Raw genomic sequence first — 21,095 nt, forward strand, 5'->3', positions numbered from 1 at the left:
CATGAAGACGGAGCTGAGTCGCACACTGGGGATCGAGCACGCCATCTTCGGCTTCACGCCCTTCCCCGCGGTCGCCGCCGCACTCACCAGAGCCGGCGGGTTCGGAGTCCTGGGCGCGGTCCGCTACACCGCCCCCGACGACCTCGCCCGCGACCTCGACTGGATGCAGGAGCACACCGACGGCCTGCCCTACGGCCTCGACGTCGTGATGCCCGCCAAGAAGGCCGTCGAAGGGGTCGGCGAGGCCGAGATCGAGGCGATGATCCCCGAGGAGCACCGGGCGTTCGTCCGGGCCACCCTCGCCAAGCACGGGGTGCCCGAACTCGCCGAGGGCGAGGCCTCCGGCTGGCGGATCACCGGCTGGATGGAGCAGGTCGCCCGCAACCAGCTCGACGTGGCCTTCGACTACCCGATCAAACTCCTCGCCAACGCCCTCGGCTCACCGCCGCCGGACGTCGTCGCCCGCGCCCATGACCACGGCGTCCTCGTCGCCGCCCTGGCCGGCAGCGCCCGCCACGCCCGCCACCACGCCGAGGCCGGCATCGACGTCGTCGTCGCCCAGGGGTACGAGGCCGGCGGCCACACCGGCGAGATCGCCTCCATGGTCCTCACCCCCGAGGTCGTCGACGCCGTGTCCCCGCTGCCCGTGCTCGCCGCCGGCGGCATCGGCAGCGGTGAGCAGATCGCCGCCGGACTCGCCCTCGGCGCGCAGGGTGTGTGGCTGGGTTCGATCTGGCTCACCACCACCGAGGCCGAGCTGCACTCCCGGGCCCTCACCGCCAAGCTGCTCGCCGCCGGTTCCGGCGACACGGTCCGCTCCCGCGCCCTCACGGGCAAGCCCGCCCGCCAGCTCCGTACCGAGTGGACGGACGCCTGGGACGACCCGGCCGGCCCCGGCGCGCTGCCCATGCCGCTCCAGGGGCTCCTGGTCGCCGAGGCCGTCTCCCGTATCCAGCGGCACGAGGTGGAACCGCTCCTGGGCACCCCGGTCGGCCAGATCGTCGGCCGGATGAACTCCGAGCGCAGCGTCCAGCAGGTCGTGGACGAGCTGACCCGGGGCTTCGAGAAGGCCGTCGACCGCATCAACCGGATCGCCGGACGGAGCGAGTCATGAGCGCGGGAACCACGGCCGGGCGCCAGGCGCCCGGCGGATTCTGGGCGCAGGCCGCGGAGGACCCCGGCCGTACGGTCCTGGTCGCACCCGACGGCGAGGAGTGGACCGCTGGACGGCTGCACGCCGAGGCGAACCGGCTGGTCCACGGCCTGCGCGCCGCCGGTCTCGAGCGTGGCGACGCCTTCGCCGTCGTCCTCCCCAACGGCCCCGAGTTCTTCACCGCCCACCTCGCCGCCACCCAGGCCGGGTTCTACCTCGTGCCCGTCAACCACCACTTCGTCGGCCCCGAGATCGCCTGGATCGTCGCCGACTCCGGCGCCAAGGTCCTGCTCGCCCACGAGCGGTTCGCCGAGGCGGTGACCCTCGCCGCCGACGAGGCCGGTCTCGCCGCCGGCCGGCGGTACGCCGTCGGTACGATCGCCGGCTTCCGCCCGTACGCGGAACTGCTCGAAGGCCAGGACGCGGGACCGCCCGCCGACCGCACCCTCGGCTGGGTCATGAACTACACCTCCGGCACCACCGGCCGGCCGCGGGGCATCCGCCGCCCGCTCCCGGGGAAGCTTCCGGAGGAGACTCATCTCGGCGGATTCCTCGGCATCTTCGGCATCCGGCCGGGAGACGGCAACGTCCATCTGGTCTGCTCGCCGCTTTACCACACGGCCGTGCTCCAGTTCGCCGCCGCCGCCCTGCACATCGGGCACCCGCTCGTCCTGATGGACCGGTGGACGCCCGAGGAGATGCTGCGGCTGATCGACCGGTACGACTGCACCCACACCCACATGGTCCCCACCCAGTTCCACCGGCTGCTCTCCCTCCCCGAGGACGTACGGGAGCGGTACGACGTGTCGTCGATGCGCCACGCCATCCACGGCGCCGCGCCCTGCCCCGAGCACGTCAAGCGGGCGATGATCGACTGGTGGGGGCGGTGCGTCGAGGAGTACTACGCGGCCAGTGAGGGTGGCGGCGCGTTCGCCACCGCCGAGGAGTGGCTGAAGAAGCCGGGCACGGTCGGCCGGGCCTGGCCGATCAGTGAACTCGCGGTCTTCGACGACGACGGCGTGCGGCTGCCGCCGGGTGAACTCGGCACCGTCTACCTGAAGATGAACACCGGTGGCTTCCAGTACCACAAGGACGAGGCCAAGACGGCGAAGAACCGCATCGGGGACTTCTTCACCGTGGGGGACCTCGGCGTCCTCGACGAGGACGGCTATCTCTTCCTGCGTGACCGCAAGATCGACATGATCATCTCCGGTGGGGTCAACATCTACCCGGCGGAGATCGAGGCCACGCTGCTCGCCCACCCGTCGGTCGCGGACGCCGCCGCCTTCGGCATCCCGCACGCCGACTGGGGCGAGGAGGTCAAGGCGGTCGTCGAGGCGGCCGAGGGGTACGAGCCCGGCCCCGCGCTCGCCGCCGAGATCCTGGCCCACTGCGAGGACCGCCTCGCCGGCTTCAAACGCCCCAAGTCGGTCGACTTCGTCCCGCTGATGCCCCGCGACCCGAACGGCAAGCTGTACAAGCGACGCCTGCGCGACCCGTACTGGGAGGGCCACGAGCGCCCGCTGTAGTCCCTCCTTCTCCCGGCCGTGCCACCGACGCTAGCGCGGCTCCGGTGCCAGGGCCGGGAGCAGCTGGGACTCCTCGTAGACGAAGTGCTCCTCCAGGGCCGTCGCCAGGCGGTCGACCTCGGCGCGCAGGGTCTCCGGGGCGGTGCCGGAGGTCAGCAGGGCCTCCAGTTCCTCGACCGTGCGGGCGACCACCCGGTGCTCCCGGCGCATCCGGTCCAGTGAGTCGGCGAGGTCCGGGAACTGCCGCTCCAGGAGGTCGAAGACGCCGTCCTCGTTGTGGTGATGGGCGTGGAGCGCGCCGCAGAAGGTGAGGCAGTGGCGGGCGAGCTGCCGCCCGAGCGTGGGCGCCTCGGTTCCCAGGCCCTCGCGGAGCGTGGCGAGTTCGGCGCGGAGCTCGTCGTGGACCTTGACCAGGTGGGCAGCGACGGCCCGGTGCCGCGCCGGGTCCGTGAGCTCCACCCGGTGGAGGGCGACGACGGGGATGAGCCGGCCCGTGCCGGCCTGGTGGGCGGCGAACGCCGGATCCCGGTCGCACTGCTCCGCGTACAGCCGGTCCCGTTCCTCGCCCTCCGTGACCTCGGCCCTCGCCGCGAAGCGTTCGACGGTCCCTTCGGGGGTGCCGAGTTCGACGGTGACGTGCGCGTCGGCGCGGAGGTTGTGGAACCAGGCCGGGTGTCTCGGCCCGCCGGCGTTCGACGCGAAGACCAGGAGCCGGGCCCCTTCCCGTGCGAAGACGGCGGGGTTGGTGTGGGGCCGTCCGCTGCGGGCGCCGGTCGTGGTGAGGAGAAGGAGGGAGGCCCCTTCGAACATCCCGCCGACGCGGCCGCCGTTGGTACGGAACTCCTCGATGACCCGCTGATTGAAATCGGACATGACGGTGCCCTTCGATAGCATCGATCACGACAGATCTATTTGCTTTGAAAGCAAAGCTAAATTGAGGGGTGCAGGGTGTCAACCGCACACGAGGGGGACCGGCGCGCCGACGGGCCGGACGCGGGCGGGCCGTACGCCGACGGGCCGGACGCGGGCGGGCCGTACGCCGACGGGCCGGTCGGCGAAGGAGCGGTCGGCGAAGGGGCGGACGCCGACGGGCCCGGCGTCGACGACGCCGTCCGTACGCTGCTGCTGCTCATGCCCCGGATGGTCGGACGGGTCAAGCGCATCCGGATCCCCGACGAGTTGCAGTCCCTCACCCTCGCGCCGCGCCATCTCTCCCTCCTCGCCTACCTGCTCTTCGACGGACCGCTCGGCGTCAACGAGCTGGCGGCCCGGCTGGAGGTCGCCCCGACCACCGTGAGCCTGATGGTCGGCGACCTCGCCAAGAAGGGGGTCCTGGAGCGGGCCGAGGACCCCGCCGACCGGCGGCGGAAGATCGTCTCCATCGCCGAGGGGCACCGCCCCGCGATCGACGGCTGGCTGGGCCGCAGCGCCGGCGCCTGGCGCGCCGCACTGGCCCCCCTCGGCCCCGCCGAACGCAGGATGTTCGTCGAGACCCTCGCCGCGTACGAGCACGGTCTCGCCGACCAGGACGACTGAGCGAAACGGGTCAAAGGCCCCTTTGTGGCAGGATGCGGATCATGAGTTCGAGCGCGGCGTCAATCACACGGCAGTGGACCACCTGGGGGCCGGTGGTGGCGGCGCTTGCGCTCGTGGCGGCCTGGGGGCGCGACCTCCCCGGCTTCGCCGTCGGGCTCATCGCGCTCTGCCTCATGGCCGCCGTCCTCGCGGCGGTCCACCACGCCGAGGTCATCGCCCACCGCGTCGGCGAACCCTTCGGCTCGCTCGTCCTCGCCGTGGCCGTCACCGTCATCGAGGTCGGACTCATCGTCGCACTGATGGCCGGAGGCGGCGAGAAGACCTCCACCTACGCCCGCGACACCGTCTTCGCCGCCGTGATGATCACCTGCAACGGCATCGTCGGCCTGTCCCTGCTCGTCGGCGCGCTCCGCAACCGCGTCGCGGTCTTCAACGCCGAGGGCTCGGGCGGCGCGCTCGCCACCGTCTGCACCCTGGCCACCATGACGCTGGTGCTGCCGACCTTCACCACCAGCCACCAGGGCCCCGAGTTCTCCCCCGCCCAGCTGGCCTTCGCCGCCGTCGCCTCCCTCTGCCTGTACGGCGTGTTCGTCGGCGTCCAGACGGTTCGGCACCGCGACTACTTCCTCCCGGTCCCGCGTCCCGGCCACGAGGCCGCCGACGACCACGCGGACCCGCCGACCCTGCGCGACACCTGGACCAGCCTCGGCCTGCTCGTCGTCGCCCTCTTGGCCGTCGTCGGCAACGCCAAGCTGATCTCGCCGACCATCGAGGACGGCGTCGAGTCGGCGGGCCTCCCCAAGGCGGTCGTCGGTGTCGTCATCGCCCTGATGGTGCTGCTGCCCGAGACCCTCGCCGCCGTCCGCGCGGCCCGCAGGGACCGCGTACAGACCAGCCTCAACCTCGCCTACGGCTCCGCGATCGCCAGCATCGGACTGACGATTCCGGCGATCGCGCTCGCCTCGATCTGGCTCTCCGGGCCCCTGGTGCTGGGCCTCGGCCCGCTCCATATGGTCCTGCTCGTCCTCACCGGTGTGGTGAGCGCCCTGACCGTGGTGCCCGGACGGGCCACCCTCCTCCAGGGCGGCGTCCATCTCGCGATCTTCGCCGCCTTCATCTTCCTGTCGTTCAGCCCGTGACGGACCCGGTCAGCCCCTGACGACCACCACCCGCAGGGCCGGCGAGCGCAGGATGTCCTTCTCGCAGAACCGGGAGGTCACCCAGCGCTCGGCCCCGTACAGCCGGGTCTGGTCGCTGTAGTGCGGCGACCCCGGGTCCGACGACTGGGAGTACGACAGCACGGTGCGGGCCACCGGGCAGCGCCCGCCGTCCCAGCCCACCGCCTGCACATGGCTGGTGCCGTGCGCGACCTCCACATAGCCGCCGCCCGCCGCGTTCCACACGGGCTCGGCCTTGTTCCAGATGCCCAGCGACTCGGTGCCGCCGCTGACCGGGATCCGCTCCCCGTTCCGTACGACGAACTGGTGGGCGCCGAGGGGCGCGTCCAGCGGGATGCCCGCGGCCCGCAGCTCCGCCACCGCGTCGGCGAGCGACTTCGCGAAGCCAGGGGCCGCGGTGTTCACGGTGTGCGGGGTACGGACCGGGTCGGCCGGCGAGAACGGCACCAGCCACTGCTGCGCCGACGGCACCGCCGCCGTGAACTTCCGCCAGAACCGGTCGAAGAGCAGCGCCCCCCGGCTGTCCGTGTTGACCGTACGGTCCCAGGCTTCGATCACCCGGCAGGCCTCGGTGTCGTCCGGCAGCGCCGCCGGGCAGGCCCGTGCCACGTCCGCCGCCGCCAGGTCACCGGCCGGTGCCCGGTTGGCGAACTGCTGGCGCTGGAGGTCGGCCACCGTCAGACCACCGCGCGCCGCCATCGCCGACACGTCCTCGACACCGCCCCGGGTACGCAGCGAACGCGGGGTCGCGACCGTCCCGAAGATCCGCTCGTAGCCGGTCAGCGGCCGGTCGGCATTGGCCAGCCAGGCACTGTCGTTGGAGTTCTCCACATACGGGGTGTCCCGCAGCACCGGCATCTTCGCCGGGCCGAAGACGCCCGGCTGCACCGCGTCCGGATCGGAGCCCAGCGCGCAGTCCGACCGGGAGCCGTCGAGCACCGCGACGCCCGAGGCCGGATAGGTGGCCCGGCCGAGCGGGGTGGAGCAGCGTGCGGCGAGTTCGTCGGTGATCCGGGGGAGCACCTGCGCCTGCGAGAAGAGCGAGTGGCCCGCCGAGTCCGCCGCGATCGTGTTGACCCAGGGGAGTCCCTGGGTGCGCTTCAGGGTGTCGGCGATGTCCTGCGTGGACCGGGACCTGGAGAAACCGAGCGCGGTGTCGGAGCCGCGCAGATTGGCCGCGTTGGGGTCGTTGAGCGCGTACGCCGTGGTCGTCGTCCACGGCAGCGGGAGCTGGGCGCCGAGGCCGCCGACGACGGGACCGTACCGGGTCCACCACTGGGTAAGGGAGACGGGCGCGCCGCCCTTGACCGCCACTGTCACCTGGCGCGGCGTCATCCGCTCCGGCCGGCCGTCCACCAGATAGGAGGTCGGGTCGCCCGGGGCGAGCGTCAGCTGGTGCAGGTTGAGCGGGACACCGGTGGCGACGGTGTGGCTCCAGGCCACCTTGTCGTTGAAGCCGATGCTGACGACGGCCGTGCCGAGGAGCGAGGCACCCGAGACGTTCAGCTCGCCCGGGATGGTCTGCTGCGACTGCCAGAAGCGGCGGCCGCCCTGCCAGGGGTAGTGCGGGTTGCCCAGGAGGAGGCCGCGGCCGTTCGCCGTCGCGGCGCCGGAGAACGCGACGGCGTTGGAACCCATGGTGGCGTTCTCGGGCGCGAACAGCGCGCGGGCGGCCTCGGCGGCCCGTTCCGGGTCGGGGAATTCCGGCGTCGCCGCGCCCGCGCGCGCGGCGGCCGGGGAGGCCGCCGGCGGCCGGGCGGCGGTGATGCCGTCGACGGCCCGGCCCTGACCGCCGAGCACCGACACGGCGAAGCCGCGCCGGGCCACGTCGAGCGCGGTCACCGGACGGACCCAGTCGGCCCCCGCGCAGGCCGGGTCTGTGATCCGGTTCTTCCGCAGCCAGGCGTTGTAGCCGGCCGCCCAGCCCCGCATGAGTTCCTTGAGGTCGCGGCTCGGCCCGGCGGGAGCCGGGGTCCGCAGCAGCTCCTCGACCGTTCCGGCGTCCCTGACGCCGCGGAAGTACAGGTCACTGGAGAGGTTCGTGGTGGCGGAGGAGAGCGAACCGTCGGGAGCGGCGTCCGGGCCGAAGGCGCCGGAGCGCTCACCGTTCACGGTGAGGAAGCCGTCCGCGAGCGTGCACACCTGGTCGGCGGCCTGGGCCCAGCCCGTACCGAAGCCGAGGTTCGCGTAGTCCTTGGCCACGATGTGCGGGATGCCGTACTCGGTGTACCGGATGACGGCCGAAAGGCCCCGGTCGGACGGGTGGTGGTCCCGGCCCCCGGAGTCGGCGACGGCGGCGCCGGGCAGCGTGGCGGTGACCACGGCGAGGGCGGCCCCGGCGAGCGCGAGGTGTTTCAGGCGGGTGCGGAGGTGCAACGTGCCTCCCAACGGAAGGGTGATTCCTGCGAGTCGGACCATGCACGCAGCAGGGCACCCCGCTTGTCAACATGCCGTTCGGTATCCGAGGTCCGGGCATGTGCGGCGCGCCGCAAGCTACTTGACCTCCCGCCCGGTCCGCGCAGAGGATCACCGCATGGATCGACTCCTCAGCCGCGCCGTCGACGGTGTCCTGCGCATGAGCGCCCAGCGCGTCCCCGACCGGATCGCCGTCCGGTACGGCGACCGGACCTGGACGTACGCGGAGCTGGACGCCGCCGTCTCCACCGCCGCCGCCGTCCTGCGGGAGCCGCACCACGGCCTCGACCTGGCGGACGGGGCCCGGGTCGCGACCTACGGGCACAACTCGGACGCCTACCTCATCGCGTTCCTCGGCTGCGCGCGGGCGGGTCTGATCCATGTGCCGGTCAACCACCATCTGAGCGGCGACGACCTCACGTACCTCCTGGAGCAGTCGGACACCTCGCTCGTCCTCGCCGACCCCGCCCTCGCGGACCGGGTCCCCGAGGGTTTCCCGGTCAAGGCGCTGCGCGACGCGCCCGGTTCGCTGCTCGACGCGCTCGCCGCACCGGAGACGTACGACACCGACCGCGACGCCCGCGAGTACGTCCAGCTGCTCTACACCTCGGGAACCACCGCCCTGCCCAAGGGCGCGATGATGACCCACCGGGCGCTCGTCCACGAGTACGCGAGCGCGATCGAGGCCCTCGACCTGAGCGAGGACGACCGGCCCGTGCACGCGCTGCCGCTCTACCACTCGGCGCAGATGCATGTCTTCCTGCTGCCCTACCTCGCCGTCGGCGCCGAGAACACCATCGTCGACGGACCCGACCCCGCCGTCCTCTTCGACCTGATCGAGGCCGGACGAGCCGACAGCGTCTTCGCCCCGCCGACCGTCTGGATCGGCCTCGCCAACCACCCCGGCTTCGCGGACCGCGACCTGTCCGCGCTCCGCAAGGCCTACTACGGGGCCTCGATCATGCCCGTGCCCGTTCTGGAACGACTGCGCGCCCGGCTGCCCGAACTCGCCTTCTACAACTGCTTCGGCCAGTCGGAGATCGGCCCGCTCGCCGCCGTCCTCGGCCCCGACGAGCACGAGGGCCGGATGGACTCCTGCGGCCGGCCGGTCCGGCACGTCGAGGCCCGGGTCGTCGACGAGGACGGCGAGGACGTGCCCGACGGCACGGCCGGCGAGATCGTGTACCGCTCACCGCAGCTGTGCGACGGCTACTGGCGCAAGCCCGAGGAGACGAAGGCGGCCTTCAGGGACGGCTGGTTCCACTCGGGCGACCTCGCCGTCCGCGACGCCGAGGGCTACCTCACGATCGTCGACCGGGTGAAGGACGTCATCAACTCCGGGGGAGTCCTGGTCGCCTCACGTCAGGTCGAGGACGCGCTCTACACCCACCCCGGTGTCGCCGAGGTGGCCGTGATCGGCCTCCCCGACGAGCGCTGGATCGAGGCGGTCACGGCGGTGGTCGTCCCGCGCGGAGACGTCACCGAGGCGGAACTCCTCGCCCACGCGCGCGAGAACCTGCCGCACTTCAAGGCCCCGAAGCGCGTCCACTTCACCACGGAACTCCCGCGCAACGCGAGCGGCAAGATCCTCAAGCGTGAACTCCGCGATCGCCTGGCAGGCGCCTGACACCACATCGGTCCCCCCACGTCACGGCGTGCCCCCGGGCCTCCGCGCCGCGGCCAGGAGTCCTTCCGCTCTGCCCAGCAGCGTGTCCAGTACGACCGGATAGGCGCTGTCGTTCATCCGGTCCGCCAGCAGCGGTGCGGTGGCGGCGATGTGGGGATGGGTCTCGGCGGGCAGCCGGGCGTACGTGGAGGTCCACATCTCCTCGTCCGCCTCCCTGAGCTCGTCCTTGATGGCCAGCGCGCCCGCGTCCAGGGCCGCGAAGGCCAGCGCCAGGTCGATGAACGCGTGGTAGACGCCCACCGCGTCCGCGTCGCCGAAGCCCGCCCCGCGCAGGATGCCGAGGATCGTCTCGTCCACCTCGATCTCCCGGGGCCGGCCGGTGACGCGGCTGGCGGTGAGCAGGGCGGCCTGGGGGTGGGCGAGGTAGGAGGCGTGGATGGCGAGACCCAGGGCGCGCAGGTCCGCACGCCACGCCCCGGTGGCCGTCCACCTGTCCAGGGCCCGGCCCATCAGCTCCTCGCCGATGGCCCTGGTCAGCCCGTCCAGGCCGGCGAAGTACCGGTAGACGGTGCTCGGGTCGGCGCCGAGAGCGGCGCCGAGCCGGCGCGCGGTCAGCCCGGCGCTCCCGTGCTCGCGCAGCATCCGCAGCGCCGTCCGCACGATCAGCCGCTCCGACAGGACGGTGCCCTGCCGGGTCGGCCTGCGCCTGCGCCGCTCCGTCTCCGGCACCACCTTCTTCGGCATCCCGTCACCCTCTCCGGTCCTTATGCCAACGCCGTAGACCTTAACCGCCGGAGTCGTGTTCCATCGAGGCGTTCCCGGGCATTCCGCCGGGACGGACTCGACGAAATGGTGTGTGACATGCGTGTACTTCTCGTGGGTGCGGGCGGCGTCGGAACCGCCGTCACCCGTATTGCGGCCCGTCGCGACTTCCTGACCCACATGGTCGTCGCCGACTACGACCTCGCCCGCGCCGAGTCCGCCGTGGCCGCGCTCGGCGAGGAGGAGAGCCGGTTCAGCGCCCACCGCGTGGACGCCTCCGACGAGGCGGCGGTCCGTCGCCTCCTCACCGAGCAGAACTGCGACGTGCTGCTGAACGCGACGGACCCCCGCTTCGTGATGGCGCTGTTCAACGCCGCGCTGGCCGCGGGCGCGCACTATGTCGACATGGCGATGTCACTGTCCGTGCCGCACCCGACCGCGCCCTACGAGCAGTGCGGGGTCAAGCTCGGCGACGAGCAGTTCGCCCGGGCCGAGGCCTGGGAGAAGTCCGAGCGCCTGGCCCTGGTCGGCATGGGCGTCGAGCCGGGCATGTCGGACGTGTTCGCCCGCTACGCCGCCGACGAGCTCTTCGACGAGATCGAGGAGCTCGGCGTCCGCGACGGCGCCAACCTCACCGTCGAGGGCTACGACTTCGCGCCCTCCTTCAGCATCTGGACGACCATCGAGGAGTGCCTCAACCCGCCGGTCGTCTACGAGAAGGACCGCGGCTGGTTCACCACGGCACCGTTCAGCGAGCCGGAGGTCTTCGACTTCCCCGAGGGCATCGGCCCGGTGGAGTGCGTGAACGTCGAGCACGAGGAGGTCCTCCTGATGCCCCGCTGGGTGGACGCGGGCCGGGTGACGTTCAAGTACGGGCTCGGTGACGACTTCATCGCCAAGCTGAAGACCCTCCGTGAGCTGGGCCTCGACTCGACGGCGAAGGTCAGCGTCGCCGGCGCGGACGGGCCGGTCCAGGTCTCCCCGCGCGACGTGGTCGCCGCCTGTCTGCCCGACCCGGCCACGCTGGGGGACCGCATGAAGGGCAAGACCTGCGCGGGCACCTGGGTCAAGGGCACCAAGGACGGCGCCGCGCGCGAGGTCTACCTTTACCACGTGGTCGACAACGAGTGGACCATGCGCGAGTACGGTTCCCAGGCCGTGGTCTGGCAGACCGCCCTCAACCCGGTGATCGCCCTGGAGCTGATCGCCGACGGCACGTGGAAGGCGAGCGGCGTCCTCGGCCCCGAGGCGCTGCCGCCCCGCCCGTTCCTCGACCTGCTCGGCGCGTACGGCTCCCCGTGGGGGCTCCGCGAGGAGAGCTGAGCCCCCGACCGCCCCTCGGGCGGGCGACCGAGGGTGCGCGTCCTACTCGGACGCCCCCTCGGGGGTGCGGTCCCTCAGGTCCACGATGCGCTTGATCTTGCCCACCGAGCGTTCCAGGGTCTCGGGGTCGACCACCTCGACGCCGACCGAAACCCCGACGCCGTCCTTGACGGCCGCCGCGATCGTCCGGGCCGCCTGCTCTCGGTCCTCGTCCGTCGCCCCCGGGCGGGCCTCGGCGCGGACCGTCAGGGCGTCGAGGCGGCCCTCGCGGGTCAGTCGCAGCTGGAAGTGCGGGGCCACCGCCGGCGTGCGGAGCACGATCTCCTCGATCTGGGTCGGGAAGAGGTTCACCCCGCGCAGGATGATCATGTCGTCGCTCCGCCCGGTGACCTTCTCCATCCGCCGGAACACCCGCGCCGTCCCCGGCAGCAGCCGGGTGAGGTCCCTGGTCCGGTAGCGGACGATCGGCATGGCCTCCTTGGTGAGGGAGGTGAAGACGAGCTCGCCCTCCTCGCCGTCGGGCAGGACCTCGCCGGTGAACGGGTCCACCACCTCCGGGTAGAAGTGGTCCTCCCAGATGTGCAGACCGTCCTTGGTCTCCACGCACTCCTGCGCCACGCCGGGGCCGATCACCTCCGACAGGCCGTAGATGTCGACCGCGTCGATCGCGAAGGCCTCCTCGATCTCCTTCCGCATCGCCTCCGTCCACGGCTCGGCGCCGAAGACGCCCACCTTCAGGGAGGTCGACCGGGGGTCCACCCCCTGCCGCTCGAACTCGTCGAGGAGGGTGAGCATGTACGAGGGCGTCACCATGATCACCTCGGGCCGGAAGTCCTGGATCAGCTGCACCTGCCGGGCCGTCATGCCGCCCGAGGCGGGGATCACCGTGCAGCCAAGGCGCTCCGCGCCGTAGTGCGCGCCGAGTCCGCCGGTGAACAGGCCGTACCCGTACGCCACGTGGACCTTGTGTCCGGGGTGGGCGCCCGCGGCGCGCAGGGACCGGGCCACCATGTCGGCCCACATGTCGAGGTCGCCCTCGGTGTAGCCGACGACGGTCGGCCGTCCGGTGGTGCCGCTGGAGGCGTGGATGCGCCGGACCTCGGACTGGTCGACGGCGAACATCCCGAACGGGTACTGGTCGCGGAGGTCCGCCTTCGCGGTGAAGGGGAAGCGGGCCAGGTCGGCGAGCGTACGGCAGTCGTCCGGGGTCACCCCGGCCGCGTCGAAGGACCGCCGGTAGAAGTCCACGTTCTCGTACGCGTGCCGCAGGGTGGCGCGCAGCCGCTCCAGCTGGAGGACCGCCAGCTCCTCGCGTCCGAGCCGTTCGCCGCTGTCCAGCAGTTCCGTCATCGCGCCACTCCTCCACGGTCGTAAAACGGACGACCGATCATTCGGTTGTCCGTTCGGGATCAGTAAAACCGGAGGTACCGGGGGGTTGGCAAGGGGTCGTGCACCGGATATCGGTCCGGAGCCCGGTCCACGCGCGCGGACCACGGCATTCACTCCGACATCACACCTTTGTATGCCTTCCGGCGGGTACGGCCGTCCGCACCGGTCACGGAGGGAAGGACCGGAGCGCCCCCGACGTCAGTGGGACAGTGTCCCCTCTCATGCTCGACACCCGGGTCCGGCTCCCGGCGCGGGCCGGGCGGGGCGGACACCCGCCGATGCGGAGGCGGATACGGAGGTTCCGGCGGCCCGGTAATACCGTTGCCCGGCCACCGCCCCCGGTGCTGGAGTGACCCGCATGGAACCCCAGCACCTCCGTGACCTGTACGACCGTCAGCTGCGCCGCGAGGCCCGCCCCGACGGCCCCGGCTGCCGGATCGACCGCGTCGGCGACGTCGTCCGCCAGACCGGACCCGCGCACGCCTGGAACGGCGTGCTCTGGTCCGGCCTCGGCGACGGCGACGCGGACCGCGCCGTCGCCGAGCAGATCGAGCACTACCGGGCGGCCGGGCTGTCCTTCGAGTGGAAGCTGTACGCCCACGACACCCCCGCCGACCTCGGCGACCGGCTCCTCGCCGCCGGATTCACCGCGGAGGACCCCGAGACCCTGATGGTCGCCGAGGCCGCCGCGCTGCCCGGTGACGTCCCGCTGCCCGAGGGCGTCGAACTGCGCGCCGTCACCGACGAGTCCGGCGTACGCCAGGTGGTCGAGGTCCACGAGCGCGCCTTCGGCACCGACAGCGCCCACATCGGACGCCAGCTCCTGGATCGGCTCGCGGCCGACCCTGACACCGTCACCGCCGTCGTCGCCCTCGCCGCCGGGGAACCCGTCAGCGCGGCCCGCCTCGAACTCTGCCCCGGCACCGACTTCGCCGGGCTGTGGGGCGGCGGCACCGTCGAGGGCTGGCGGGGCCGCGGCCTCTACCGCGCCCTCGTCTCCCACCGCGCCCGCATCGCGGCCGAACGCGGCCACCGCTACGTCCAGGTCGACGCGGCCGACACGAGCCGGCCCATCCTCCACCGCCTCGGCTTCCTGACGCTCACGACCACCACCCCCTATACGTACGGCGGATAGCACGGCCGGTCGCGGGGCCCTCGCCGGTGGGGCCGGCCCGCCGCGCGGGAACGGTAGGGTGCCGTCCGGTAATCGAGGTCTGCGTGGGGAGACACGGGTTCATGAGCGGTCAGCAGTCGGATCGGGGCGGCGCGGGCGAGGTCTTCCAGGCGCTCGCGGCGGACGATCCCACCACGGTCGCCGGGTACCGGCTGGCCGCCAGGCTCGGGGCCGGCGGCATGGGGAAGGTGTACCTGTCGTACACGCCCGGCGGACGGCCCGTCGCGATCAAGCTGATCCGGCCCGAGTTCGGTGAGGACGCGGAGTTCCGCCGCCGGTTCGCCCAGGAGGTGCGCTCCGCGCAGCGCGTGCAGGGGCTGTTCACGGCCCCCGTGATCGACGCCGACCCCGAGGGCGCGCAGCCCTGGCTGGCCACCGCCTACGTCCCGGGCCCCTCGCTCGCCGACGCGGTCGTCACTCACGGGGCGCTGCCCGTGGAGACGGTGCTGCTGCTCGTCGCGGGCATGGCCGAGGCCCTGCACGTGATCCACGGCGCCGGGATCGTCCACCGTGACCTCAAGCCGTCCAACGTGCTCCTGGCCGCCGACGGACCCCGCGTCATCGACTTCGGCATCGCCCACGCCGCCGACGCCACCTCGCTCACCGGCAGCGGCGTCACCATCGGCACCCCGTCCTTCATGGCCCCCGAGCAGGCCGCAGGACGCAAGGTGACCCCGGCGACGGACATCTTCGCCCTCGGCCAGGTCGCGGCGTACGCGTCGACCGGCGTCCCCGCGTTCGGCGAGGGAACCTCGCACGGCGTGCTGTACCGGATCGTCCACGAGGAGCCGGACCTCAACGCCGTGCCCGAGCGGCTGACCGAGCTGGTCACCCGGTGCCTCTCCAAGGACCCCGAGGCGCGTCCCTCGATCCCCGAGGTCATCGCGCTCTGCCAGGCGGCGAACGCGGCGACGGTGCTCCGCAGGCCCGAGGACTGGCTGCCCGGCGCCGTCTCCGCCGACATCACGGCGCGCGCGGCGGCCCCCGCGCCCCTCCAGACGCCGCCGCCCCCGCAGACCGCGCCCGGCTACCCGCCCACCGCTCCGGCCGGGCCGGTCGCCCCCGGCGTGGCCTACGCCCCGACCGCCCCTTCGGGCCCGACCCCGCCGGTCGCCGCGCCGATCGCCCCGCCCGGCGCGTACGGACCGCCCGCCGCCGGACACCGGCCGGGACCCTACGGCCCGCCGACGCCGCCCGCGGGACAGCCGCACACCGGCGGGCCGCAGTCGGGACAGGGACACCCGGGACAGGGACACCCGGGACAGCCGTACCCCGGACAGCCCCACCCCGCGCAGGCCCATGCCTACGCGCCCACGCAGGGCCCGGTCCCCGCGGCGCACTTCCAGCACCCCGGTGCCCCCGGCCGGCCGATGCCCACGCCTCCCGGCGCCCCGCGCGGCTCCGCCAAGCGCGGCCTGCTCGTCGCCCTGGCCGCCGTACTCGCCTTCGGCGTCGTCGGCGGCGTGACCGCCTACGCCCTGCTGAAGGACAAGGGGGAACCGACCGCGTCGGAGAACGACAAGCCGAGCGGCACGGGCGGAGCCACCACCTCCGGCACCACCGGCGGAACCGGAACCACCGGCGGCGCCCCGAGCGAGAAGCCCTCGGCCCGGCCCGAACCGACGCCCGCCGACTTCCGGAACATCAACCTCACCGCCGGCTACCACCTGACCCTCGGCGACGAGGTCGTACGGCCCCAGGACGGCGAGGACGGCGAGTACGAACTGTCCTACGACACCGGCGGGTACCTCGACGCCGAGAGCGTCGGCGGCAACCTGGTGCTCCTCGACCCGGGGCAGCGGGGCTCCCTCGCCGTCTGCCGCGCGGAGACCCGCTTCACGCAGAACGTCTACGTCAACAAGCTCTCCCAGGGCCGCCAGCTCTGCGTCACCACCGGCACCGGCCACATGGGCCTCGTCACCGTCAAGGGCATCTCCCCGGAGGAGTCGCCCAGCACCTATCTGACGCTCGACGTGACCGTCTGGCGCAACGCCGCGCCCTCCTCGTAGCCGTACGGGGATGCCGCCGCGGCGGTCAGGACGTCCAGTGCGCGGGGCGCTCGAAACCCTCCGGGAGGCGGGTCTCGGCGTTCCCGCGCGCCGCGTTCAGCTGCGGCTGGGTCAGGAAGAGCGCGCCGCTGAGGTCCGCTCCCGACAGGTCGGCGTCCCGCAGGTCGGCGCCGATCAGGTCCGTGAGCGACAGATCGGCCCCGGACAGATCGGCGGCGATCAGCAGCGCCCCGCGCAGGTCGGTGCCCCGCAGCTTCGCCCCGCGCAGCCGCTTCCCGACCAGATCCGCCCCGCGCCGGCTCTTCGGCCTCCCGCCGGCCGTCGCGCGGACCAGCTCGCTCGTCCGCAGCAGCAGCCGGTTCACATCGGCGCGGACCTCGGGCACGCTCAGCTGCTCCAGCGCGTCCGCCGAGCCCGCCGTCAGCTCCTCGACACGGGCGAGCGCCGTCCCCAGCTCGGCGTGGACCGGACGGGCCGCCGGGCGGGCCACCGCCTCGGTCAGATAGCGCAGCAGCTCGTGCAGCTGCCGCATCACATGGAACACGTCGTACATGCGGCCCGCGGTCTCCGGGGCCTCGCGCCAGGACACCCCGCCGAAGGTCACCTGGGAGACCTGCTGACCGGCGCCGAAGCAGTCGTACACCGTGCAGCCCTGGAAACCGCTCGTCCGCAGCCGGGTGTGGATGCCGCAGCGGAAGTCGTCCCGCAGGTTCCGGCAGGGTTCGCCGGGCGCCTTGTTCACGGCGAAGTCGGCGGACTTCGCGAAGGGCAGCGCCACACAGCACAGGCCGAAGCAGTTCGCGCAATCGCCGCGCAGCGCGGCTTCCCGGGTATCGGGCACGGTGGAACGGTTCCTTCGCTGATCGGGAACGGTCCGCTCACCGTACCGCGTCCCGCCGAAACCGATTGCGGAGATCGTCCCGGGCCGGTGAGGATCGCTGCCATGCCGCATTTCACGACCTACGACGGGACCGAACTCGCCTACCGGGTCAGCGGGGAGGGCGAGCCGCTGGTGTGTCTGGCGGGTGGCCCGCCGCGCGACGCCGACCACCTCGGCGGTCTCTCCGCGCACCGCACCCTGGTCCTGCTCGACGCCCTTGGCACCGGGGCGAGCGCCGCGCCGGCCGACCCGGGGACGTACCGCGACGACCGGCAGGCCTACGACGTCGAGGCGCTCCGCGTCCACCTCGGCCTGGAGCGGATAGACCTCCTCGGCCACTCGGCGGGTGGTGACCTCGCCACCCTGTACGCCGCCGCGCACCCCGGACGGATCCGCTCGCTCGTCCTGGTGGCCTCCCCGGGCCGCGCGCTCGGCGTCGACGCCACCGACGAGGAGCGCGAGAGCCACCGGGCGGCCGACGCCCACCACGGCGAGGGCGCGTACGACCCGCGGCGGACCCGTCGCGCGCTCGCCTCGCTCACCGCTCCCGTACTGGTCCTGGCGGGGGAGTACGACGCCGGTCCCACCCCCGCGAAGGCGGCCCAGGCCGCCGCCCGCTTCCCGTACGCCGAACTGGTCGTCCAGCCGGGCGCCGGGCACTTCCCGTGGGTGGACGACGCGGACGCCTTCGTCCGCACCGTCGCCGCCTTCCTCGACCCCGAGGTGCGTACGGTCACGGTGGACGGCGTGCGCCTCGCCTACCGGGTACGGGGCTCCGAGGGCGCCCCGCCCGTCGTCCTGGTCCACGGGCGCGGCGAGAACAGCACCACCTGGGCGGAGGTCGCGGCGGAACTCGCCGCCGACCACCGGGTGTACGCCGTCGACCTGCGCGGCCACGGACTCAGCGACCGGCCCGGCCGCTACGGCTTCGACGCCTTCCGCGACGAACTCGGCGGCTTCATCGAGGCCCTCGGGCTCACCCGCGCCACCGTCGTCGCCCACTCGATGGGCGCCGCCGCCGCGTACCTCCTCGCCCAGCGCGCACCGGAACTGGTCGGCCGGCTCGTCCTGGAGGAGCCCCCGGTGTTCTTCCCGCTCGACCCGCCGCGCCCGCCGGCCGAGCGGCCCGAGGGGCGGCTCGGCTTCGACTGGGAGATCGTCCCGGCCACCGACGCCCAGCTGAACGCCCCGGACCCCGCCTGGCGGGCGGAGGTCCCGGCGATCGGGGCCCCCACCCTGGTCCTCGCGGGCGGTCCGGCCAGCCACGTCCCCCAGGAGCACCTGACATGGCTGGCCGAGCACGTTCCCGACGGCCGCCTGGTCACGATCGAGGACGCCGGACACCTCGTCCACACCACACGGCGGGACGCGTTCCTCGGAGCGGTACGGAAGTTCGGCCTGTCGGGCTTCTAGGCCTCTCCGCCCGCGTCCAGCGCGTCCGCCTCCACCGCCACCGTGCGGGCCCAGCGGTAGTCCGCCTTGCCGCTGGGGGAGCGCTGGATGCGGTCGGTGAGGACCAGCTGGCGGGGGACCTTGTAGCCCGCCAGGCGCGGGCGGCAGTGGGTCTGGAGGGCTTCCAGGTCCAGCGCCGGGGCGTCCGCGCGGAGCTGGACGACCGCCGCGACGTGGTTGCCCCAGCGGGCGTCGGGGACTCCCGCGACAAGGGCGTCGTAGACGTCGGGGTGGGACTTCAGGGCCTGTTCCACCTCCTCCGGGTAGACCTTCTCGCCACCGGTGTTGATGCACTGGGAGCCGCGCCCGAGGACGGTGACCACCCCGGACTCGTCCACGGTCGCCATGTCCCCGAGGAGCACCCACCGCACCCCGTCCCGCTCGAAGAAGGTCTCGGCGGTCTTGGCGGGGTCGTTGTAGTAGCCGAGCGGTACGTGCCCGCGCTGGGCGAGGCGGCCGATCTCGCCCGGGGTGACGGGGGAGAGGGCCGCCGGGTCGACGACCTGGGTGCGTTCGTTGACATGCAGCCGGAAGCCCTTGGCCGGGCCGGAGTCGTCGGTGGCACGGCCGTTGGAACCGGACTCGGTGGAGCCGAAGTTGTTGAGCAGGAGCACGTTGGGCATCAGCTCCTGGAGCTGGGCCCGTACGGTCTCGGACATGATCGCCCCGGACGAGGACAGGCTGAACAGGGCCGAGAGGTCCGTGTCCTTCTGCGGCCCGCGCAGCGCGTCCACCAGCGGGCGCAGCATCGCGTCCCCGACGAGGGAGATGCTGGAGACCTTCTCCTTCTCCAGGGTGCGCAGCACCTCCTCCGGCACGTACTTGCGGTGCAGGACGACCCGCTGGCCGTAGTCGAAGGCGATGAACGCGGTCAGCGTGGACGTGCCGTGCATCAGGGGAGGCGCGGGGAAGAAGGTGATCCCGGCGCCGCCGGCCGCGACCCGCTCGGCCAGTTCCTCGGGGCGCTTCACCGGCTCGCCCGACGGGTCGCCCCCGAAGAGCCCCGCGAAGAACAGGTCCTCCTGGCGCCACAGGACGCCCTTGGGCATCCCGGTCGTGCCGCCGGTGTAGATGATGAAGAGGTCGTCGGCGGAGCGCGGTCCGAAGCCGCGCTCCGGCGATCCGGCGGCCTCCGCCTCGGTGAAGGGCACGCAGTCCAGGGGGACCGCGTCCTCGGGCGGGGTCCCCACCCGCACGAGGTGCCGTAGCTTCTCCGTCTGCGGCAGTGCCGCCGCGACCCGGTCGGTGAACTCGGCGTCGAAGACGAGCGCGGCCAGGTCGGCGTCCCGGTAGAGGTAGACCAACTCCTCCTCGACGTAACGGTAGTTGACGTTCACCGGTACGAGCCGCGCCTTGAGGCAGGCGAGGACGGTCTGCAGGTACTCGACCCCGTTGTACAGGTGGAGCCCGAGGTGTTCGCCGGGCCGGAGCCCGGAGTCGACGAGGTGGTGGGCGAGGCGGTTGGCCGCCTCGTCGAGTGCGGCGTAGGTGAGCCGGCGTTCCTCGCCCGTGCCCGGATGATCGACGTACACCAGCGCCTCGCGGTCGGGGACCACGTCGACGACCGATTCGAACAGGTCGGCAAGGTTGTACTCCACCGTTCCTCCAGATCCCGGCTGGTACCGACTCGTACGGGTGCGCACTGGCTCGGCGGTCATTAGAGCGCCGTCCGCCGACAGGGGGAAGAGGGTGAGCAGAAGAATCTGACTGAGTGTCAGAAAACTATTGAACTGGACCCCCCACTCCTGCAACCTGTTCCAGAACTGGAGACGGGAGACCCCCATGGGCGGCACCGAACACCTCAGCGTGCGGCGCGAAGGCGCCACGCTCGTCCTCACCTTGAACCGGCCCGAGGCCAAGAACGCCCTCTCGCTGCCGATGCTCGTCGGCCTCTACGACGGCTGGCTGGAGGCCGACGCGGACGACAGCGTCCGCTCCGTCGTCCTCACCGGCGCGGGAGGATCCTTCTGCGCCGGCATGGACCTCAAGGCCCTGGCCGGCAAGGGCATGGAGGGCGAGCGGTACCGGGACCGGCTCAAGGCCGACCCCGACCTGCACTGGAAGGCCATGCTGCGCCACCACCGCCCGCGCAAACCCGTCATCGCCGCCGTCGAGGGGTACTGCGTCGCCGGCGGTACGGAGATCCTCCAGGGCACCGACATCAGGGTCGCGGGCGCCTCCGCCACCTTCGGCCTCTTCGAGGTCCGGCGCGGGCTCTTCCCCATCGGCGGCTCCACCGTCCGGCTGCCCCGCCAGATCGCCCGCACCCACGCCCTCGAAATGCTCCTCACCGGCCGCCCGTACACCGCCGAGGAAGCCGCCCGCATCGGACTCGTCGGCCGGGTCGTGCCCGACGGCACCGCCCTCGACGCGGCCCTCGACCTCGCCGAACGCGTCAACGCCTGCGGCCCGCTCGCCGTCGAGGCCGTCAAGGCCTCCGTCTACGAGACGGCCGAACTGACCGAGACGGAGGGGCTGGCCGCCGAACTGAAGCGGGGCTGGCCGATCTTCGACACGGCGGACGCGAAGGAGGGGGCACGAGCGTTCGCCGAGAAGAGGCCGGCGGAGTACCGCCGGGAGTGACCTTTCCCCACCCCGCCCCTTCCCGGGGCGGGGTGGAGGACAGCCCCGCGCAGCGGCCCCCGCCCGCCCTCCGCTCACCCACCAC

15 protein-coding genes and 1 pseudogene are annotated in these 21,095 nt (G+C 72.8%); 10 read left to right on the forward strand and 6 right to left on the reverse strand.

Features of this window, described 5'->3' with window-relative positions; translation table 11 throughout:
- Position 1 precedes the first annotated feature (1 nt).
- Positions 2–1,114, forward strand: coding sequence for an NAD(P)H-dependent flavin oxidoreductase (locus tag ABT154_RS07970; RefSeq protein ID WP_351854312.1), 1,113 nt, complete (start codon positions 2–4; stop codon positions 1,112–1,114).
- Positions 1,111–2,682 carry an acyl-CoA synthetase gene (locus ABT154_RS07975; RefSeq protein ID WP_317875794.1) on the forward strand — a complete coding sequence of 524 codons (1,572 nt, stop codon included), beginning with the start codon at positions 1,111–1,113 and terminating at the stop codon, positions 2,680–2,682. Before ABT154_RS07970 ends, ABT154_RS07975 begins: the two co-directional genes overlap by 4 nt.
- A gap of 30 nt (positions 2,683–2,712) precedes the next feature.
- Here ABT154_RS07975 and ABT154_RS07980 read toward each other — a convergent pair whose 3' ends face one another.
- Positions 2,713–3,555, reverse strand: a complete 843-nt coding sequence (locus ABT154_RS07980; RefSeq protein WP_351854315.1) for a nitroreductase/quinone reductase family protein — start codon at positions 3,553–3,555, stop codon at positions 2,713–2,715.
- A gap of 258 nt (positions 3,556–3,813) precedes the next feature.
- On the opposite strand from ABT154_RS07980, the gene ABT154_RS07985 reads away from it, so the two are divergent.
- On the forward strand, positions 3,814–4,218 hold the full coding sequence (locus tag ABT154_RS07985; protein ID WP_351855071.1) for a MarR family winged helix-turn-helix transcriptional regulator: 405 nt from the start codon (positions 3,814–3,816) through the stop codon (positions 4,216–4,218).
- 41 nt (positions 4,219–4,259) lie between these two features.
- Positions 4,260–5,357, forward strand: coding sequence for a calcium:cation antiporter (locus ABT154_RS07990; protein WP_351854318.1), 1,098 nt, complete (start codon positions 4,260–4,262; stop codon positions 5,355–5,357).
- 9 nt (positions 5,358–5,366) lie between these two features.
- On the opposite strand, the gene ABT154_RS07995 is transcribed toward ABT154_RS07990, so the two are convergent.
- Entirely contained in the window at positions 5,367–7,772 is a 2,406-nt protein-coding gene (locus ABT154_RS07995) for a penicillin acylase family protein (protein WP_351854320.1), read from the reverse strand.
- A gap of 157 nt (positions 7,773–7,929) precedes the next feature.
- Between ABT154_RS07995 and ABT154_RS08000 the strand changes: the two genes are divergently transcribed.
- A complete protein-coding gene (locus ABT154_RS08000; protein ID WP_351854323.1) occupies positions 7,930–9,438 on the forward strand; it encodes a fatty acyl-CoA synthetase in 1,509 nt (502 codons plus the stop codon).
- Between the two features lie 21 nt (positions 9,439–9,459).
- Here the strand turns inward: ABT154_RS08000 and ABT154_RS08005 are convergent, their stop codons facing one another.
- Positions 9,460–10,182 (reverse strand): TetR/AcrR family transcriptional regulator, encoded by a 723-nt coding sequence (locus ABT154_RS08005; protein ID WP_351854325.1) that lies wholly within the window; start codon positions 10,180–10,182, stop codon positions 9,460–9,462.
- 117 nt (positions 10,183–10,299) lie between these two features.
- Between ABT154_RS08005 and ABT154_RS08010 the strand changes: the two genes are divergently transcribed.
- Positions 10,300–11,523 (forward strand): saccharopine dehydrogenase family protein, encoded by a 1,224-nt coding sequence (locus tag ABT154_RS08010; protein WP_351854328.1) that lies wholly within the window; start codon positions 10,300–10,302, stop codon positions 11,521–11,523.
- A 42-nt stretch (positions 11,524–11,565) separates the two neighbouring features.
- On the opposite strand, the gene paaK is transcribed toward ABT154_RS08010, so the two are convergent.
- Positions 11,566–12,873, reverse strand: a complete 1,308-nt coding sequence (gene paaK, locus ABT154_RS08015; RefSeq protein ID WP_351854331.1) for a phenylacetate--CoA ligase PaaK — start codon at positions 12,871–12,873, stop codon at positions 11,566–11,568.
- Between the two features lie 397 nt (positions 12,874–13,270).
- Here paaK and ABT154_RS08020 point away from each other — a divergent pair, with 397 nt between their 5' ends.
- Together ABT154_RS08020 and ABT154_RS08025 are read left to right on the forward strand one after the other, a co-directional pair.
- Positions 13,271–14,047, forward strand: a complete 777-nt coding sequence (locus ABT154_RS08020) for a GNAT family N-acetyltransferase (protein WP_351854334.1) — start codon at positions 13,271–13,273, stop codon at positions 14,045–14,047.
- 101 nt (positions 14,048–14,148) lie between these two features.
- A complete protein-coding gene (locus ABT154_RS08025; RefSeq protein ID WP_351854337.1) occupies positions 14,149–16,095 on the forward strand; it encodes a serine/threonine-protein kinase in 1,947 nt (648 codons plus the stop codon).
- Positions 16,096–16,120: 25 nt separating this feature from the next.
- Here the strand turns inward: ABT154_RS08025 and ABT154_RS33910 are convergent.
- Positions 16,121–16,402 (reverse strand): annotated as a pseudogene (locus tag ABT154_RS33910) (pentapeptide repeat-containing protein); the annotation flags it as partial.
- A 636-nt stretch (positions 16,403–17,038) separates the two neighbouring features.
- Between ABT154_RS33910 and ABT154_RS08035 the strand changes: the two are divergent.
- Entirely contained in the window at positions 17,039–18,388 is a 1,350-nt protein-coding gene (locus ABT154_RS08035) for an alpha/beta fold hydrolase (RefSeq protein WP_351854343.1), read from the forward strand.
- On the opposite strand, the gene ABT154_RS08040 is transcribed toward ABT154_RS08035, so the two are convergent.
- The gene (locus ABT154_RS08040) at positions 18,385–20,025 is read right to left on the reverse strand and encodes an acyl-CoA synthetase (RefSeq protein WP_351854345.1); all 1,641 of its coding nucleotides are present in this window, start codon (positions 20,023–20,025) and stop codon (positions 18,385–18,387) included. The two genes, ABT154_RS08035 and ABT154_RS08040, sit on opposite strands and share 4 nt — an antisense overlap.
- A gap of 184 nt (positions 20,026–20,209) precedes the next feature.
- Between ABT154_RS08040 and ABT154_RS08045 the strand changes: the two genes are divergently transcribed.
- The gene (locus tag ABT154_RS08045; RefSeq protein WP_351854348.1) at positions 20,210–21,010 is read left to right on the forward strand and encodes a crotonase/enoyl-CoA hydratase family protein; all 801 of its coding nucleotides are present in this window, start codon (positions 20,210–20,212) and stop codon (positions 21,008–21,010) included.
- Positions 21,011–21,095 lie beyond the last annotated feature (85 nt).

Source organism: Streptomyces sp. NPDC001728, from assembly GCF_040297565.1.
In the GTDB taxonomy this organism is placed as follows: domain Bacteria; phylum Actinomycetota; class Actinomycetes; order Streptomycetales; family Streptomycetaceae; genus Streptomyces.

Bases quoted from the DNA above. Each gene is read 5' to 3' on its own strand.
- ABT154_RS07970 (WP_351854312.1), top strand. From the start codon at position 2: ATGAAGACGGAGCTGAGTCGCACACTGGGGATCGAGCACGCCATCTTC.
- ABT154_RS07975 (WP_317875794.1), top strand. From the start codon at position 1,111: ATGAGCGCGGGAACCACGGCCGGGCGCCAGGCGCCCGGCGGATTCTGG.
- ABT154_RS07980 (WP_351854315.1), bottom strand. From the start codon at position 3,555: ATGTCCGATTTCAATCAGCGGGTCATCGAGGAGTTCCGTACCAACGGC.
- ABT154_RS07985 (WP_351855071.1), top strand. From the start codon at position 3,814: ATGCCCCGGATGGTCGGACGGGTCAAGCGCATCCGGATCCCCGACGAG.
- ABT154_RS07990 (WP_351854318.1), top strand. From the start codon at position 4,260: ATGAGTTCGAGCGCGGCGTCAATCACACGGCAGTGGACCACCTGGGGG.
- ABT154_RS08000 (WP_351854323.1), top strand. From the start codon at position 7,930: ATGGATCGACTCCTCAGCCGCGCCGTCGACGGTGTCCTGCGCATGAGC.
- ABT154_RS08005 (WP_351854325.1), bottom strand. From the start codon at position 10,182: ATGCCGAAGAAGGTGGTGCCGGAGACGGAGCGGCGCAGGCGCAGGCCG.
- ABT154_RS08010 (WP_351854328.1), top strand. From the start codon at position 10,300: ATGCGTGTACTTCTCGTGGGTGCGGGCGGCGTCGGAACCGCCGTCACC.
- paaK (WP_351854331.1), bottom strand. From the start codon at position 12,873: ATGACGGAACTGCTGGACAGCGGCGAACGGCTCGGACGCGAGGAGCTG.
- ABT154_RS08020 (WP_351854334.1), top strand. From the start codon at position 13,271: ATGGAACCCCAGCACCTCCGTGACCTGTACGACCGTCAGCTGCGCCGC.
- ABT154_RS08025 (WP_351854337.1), top strand. From the start codon at position 14,149: ATGAGCGGTCAGCAGTCGGATCGGGGCGGCGCGGGCGAGGTCTTCCAG.
- ABT154_RS08035 (WP_351854343.1), top strand. From the start codon at position 17,039: ATGCCGCATTTCACGACCTACGACGGGACCGAACTCGCCTACCGGGTC.
- ABT154_RS08045 (WP_351854348.1), top strand. From the start codon at position 20,210: ATGGGCGGCACCGAACACCTCAGCGTGCGGCGCGAAGGCGCCACGCTC.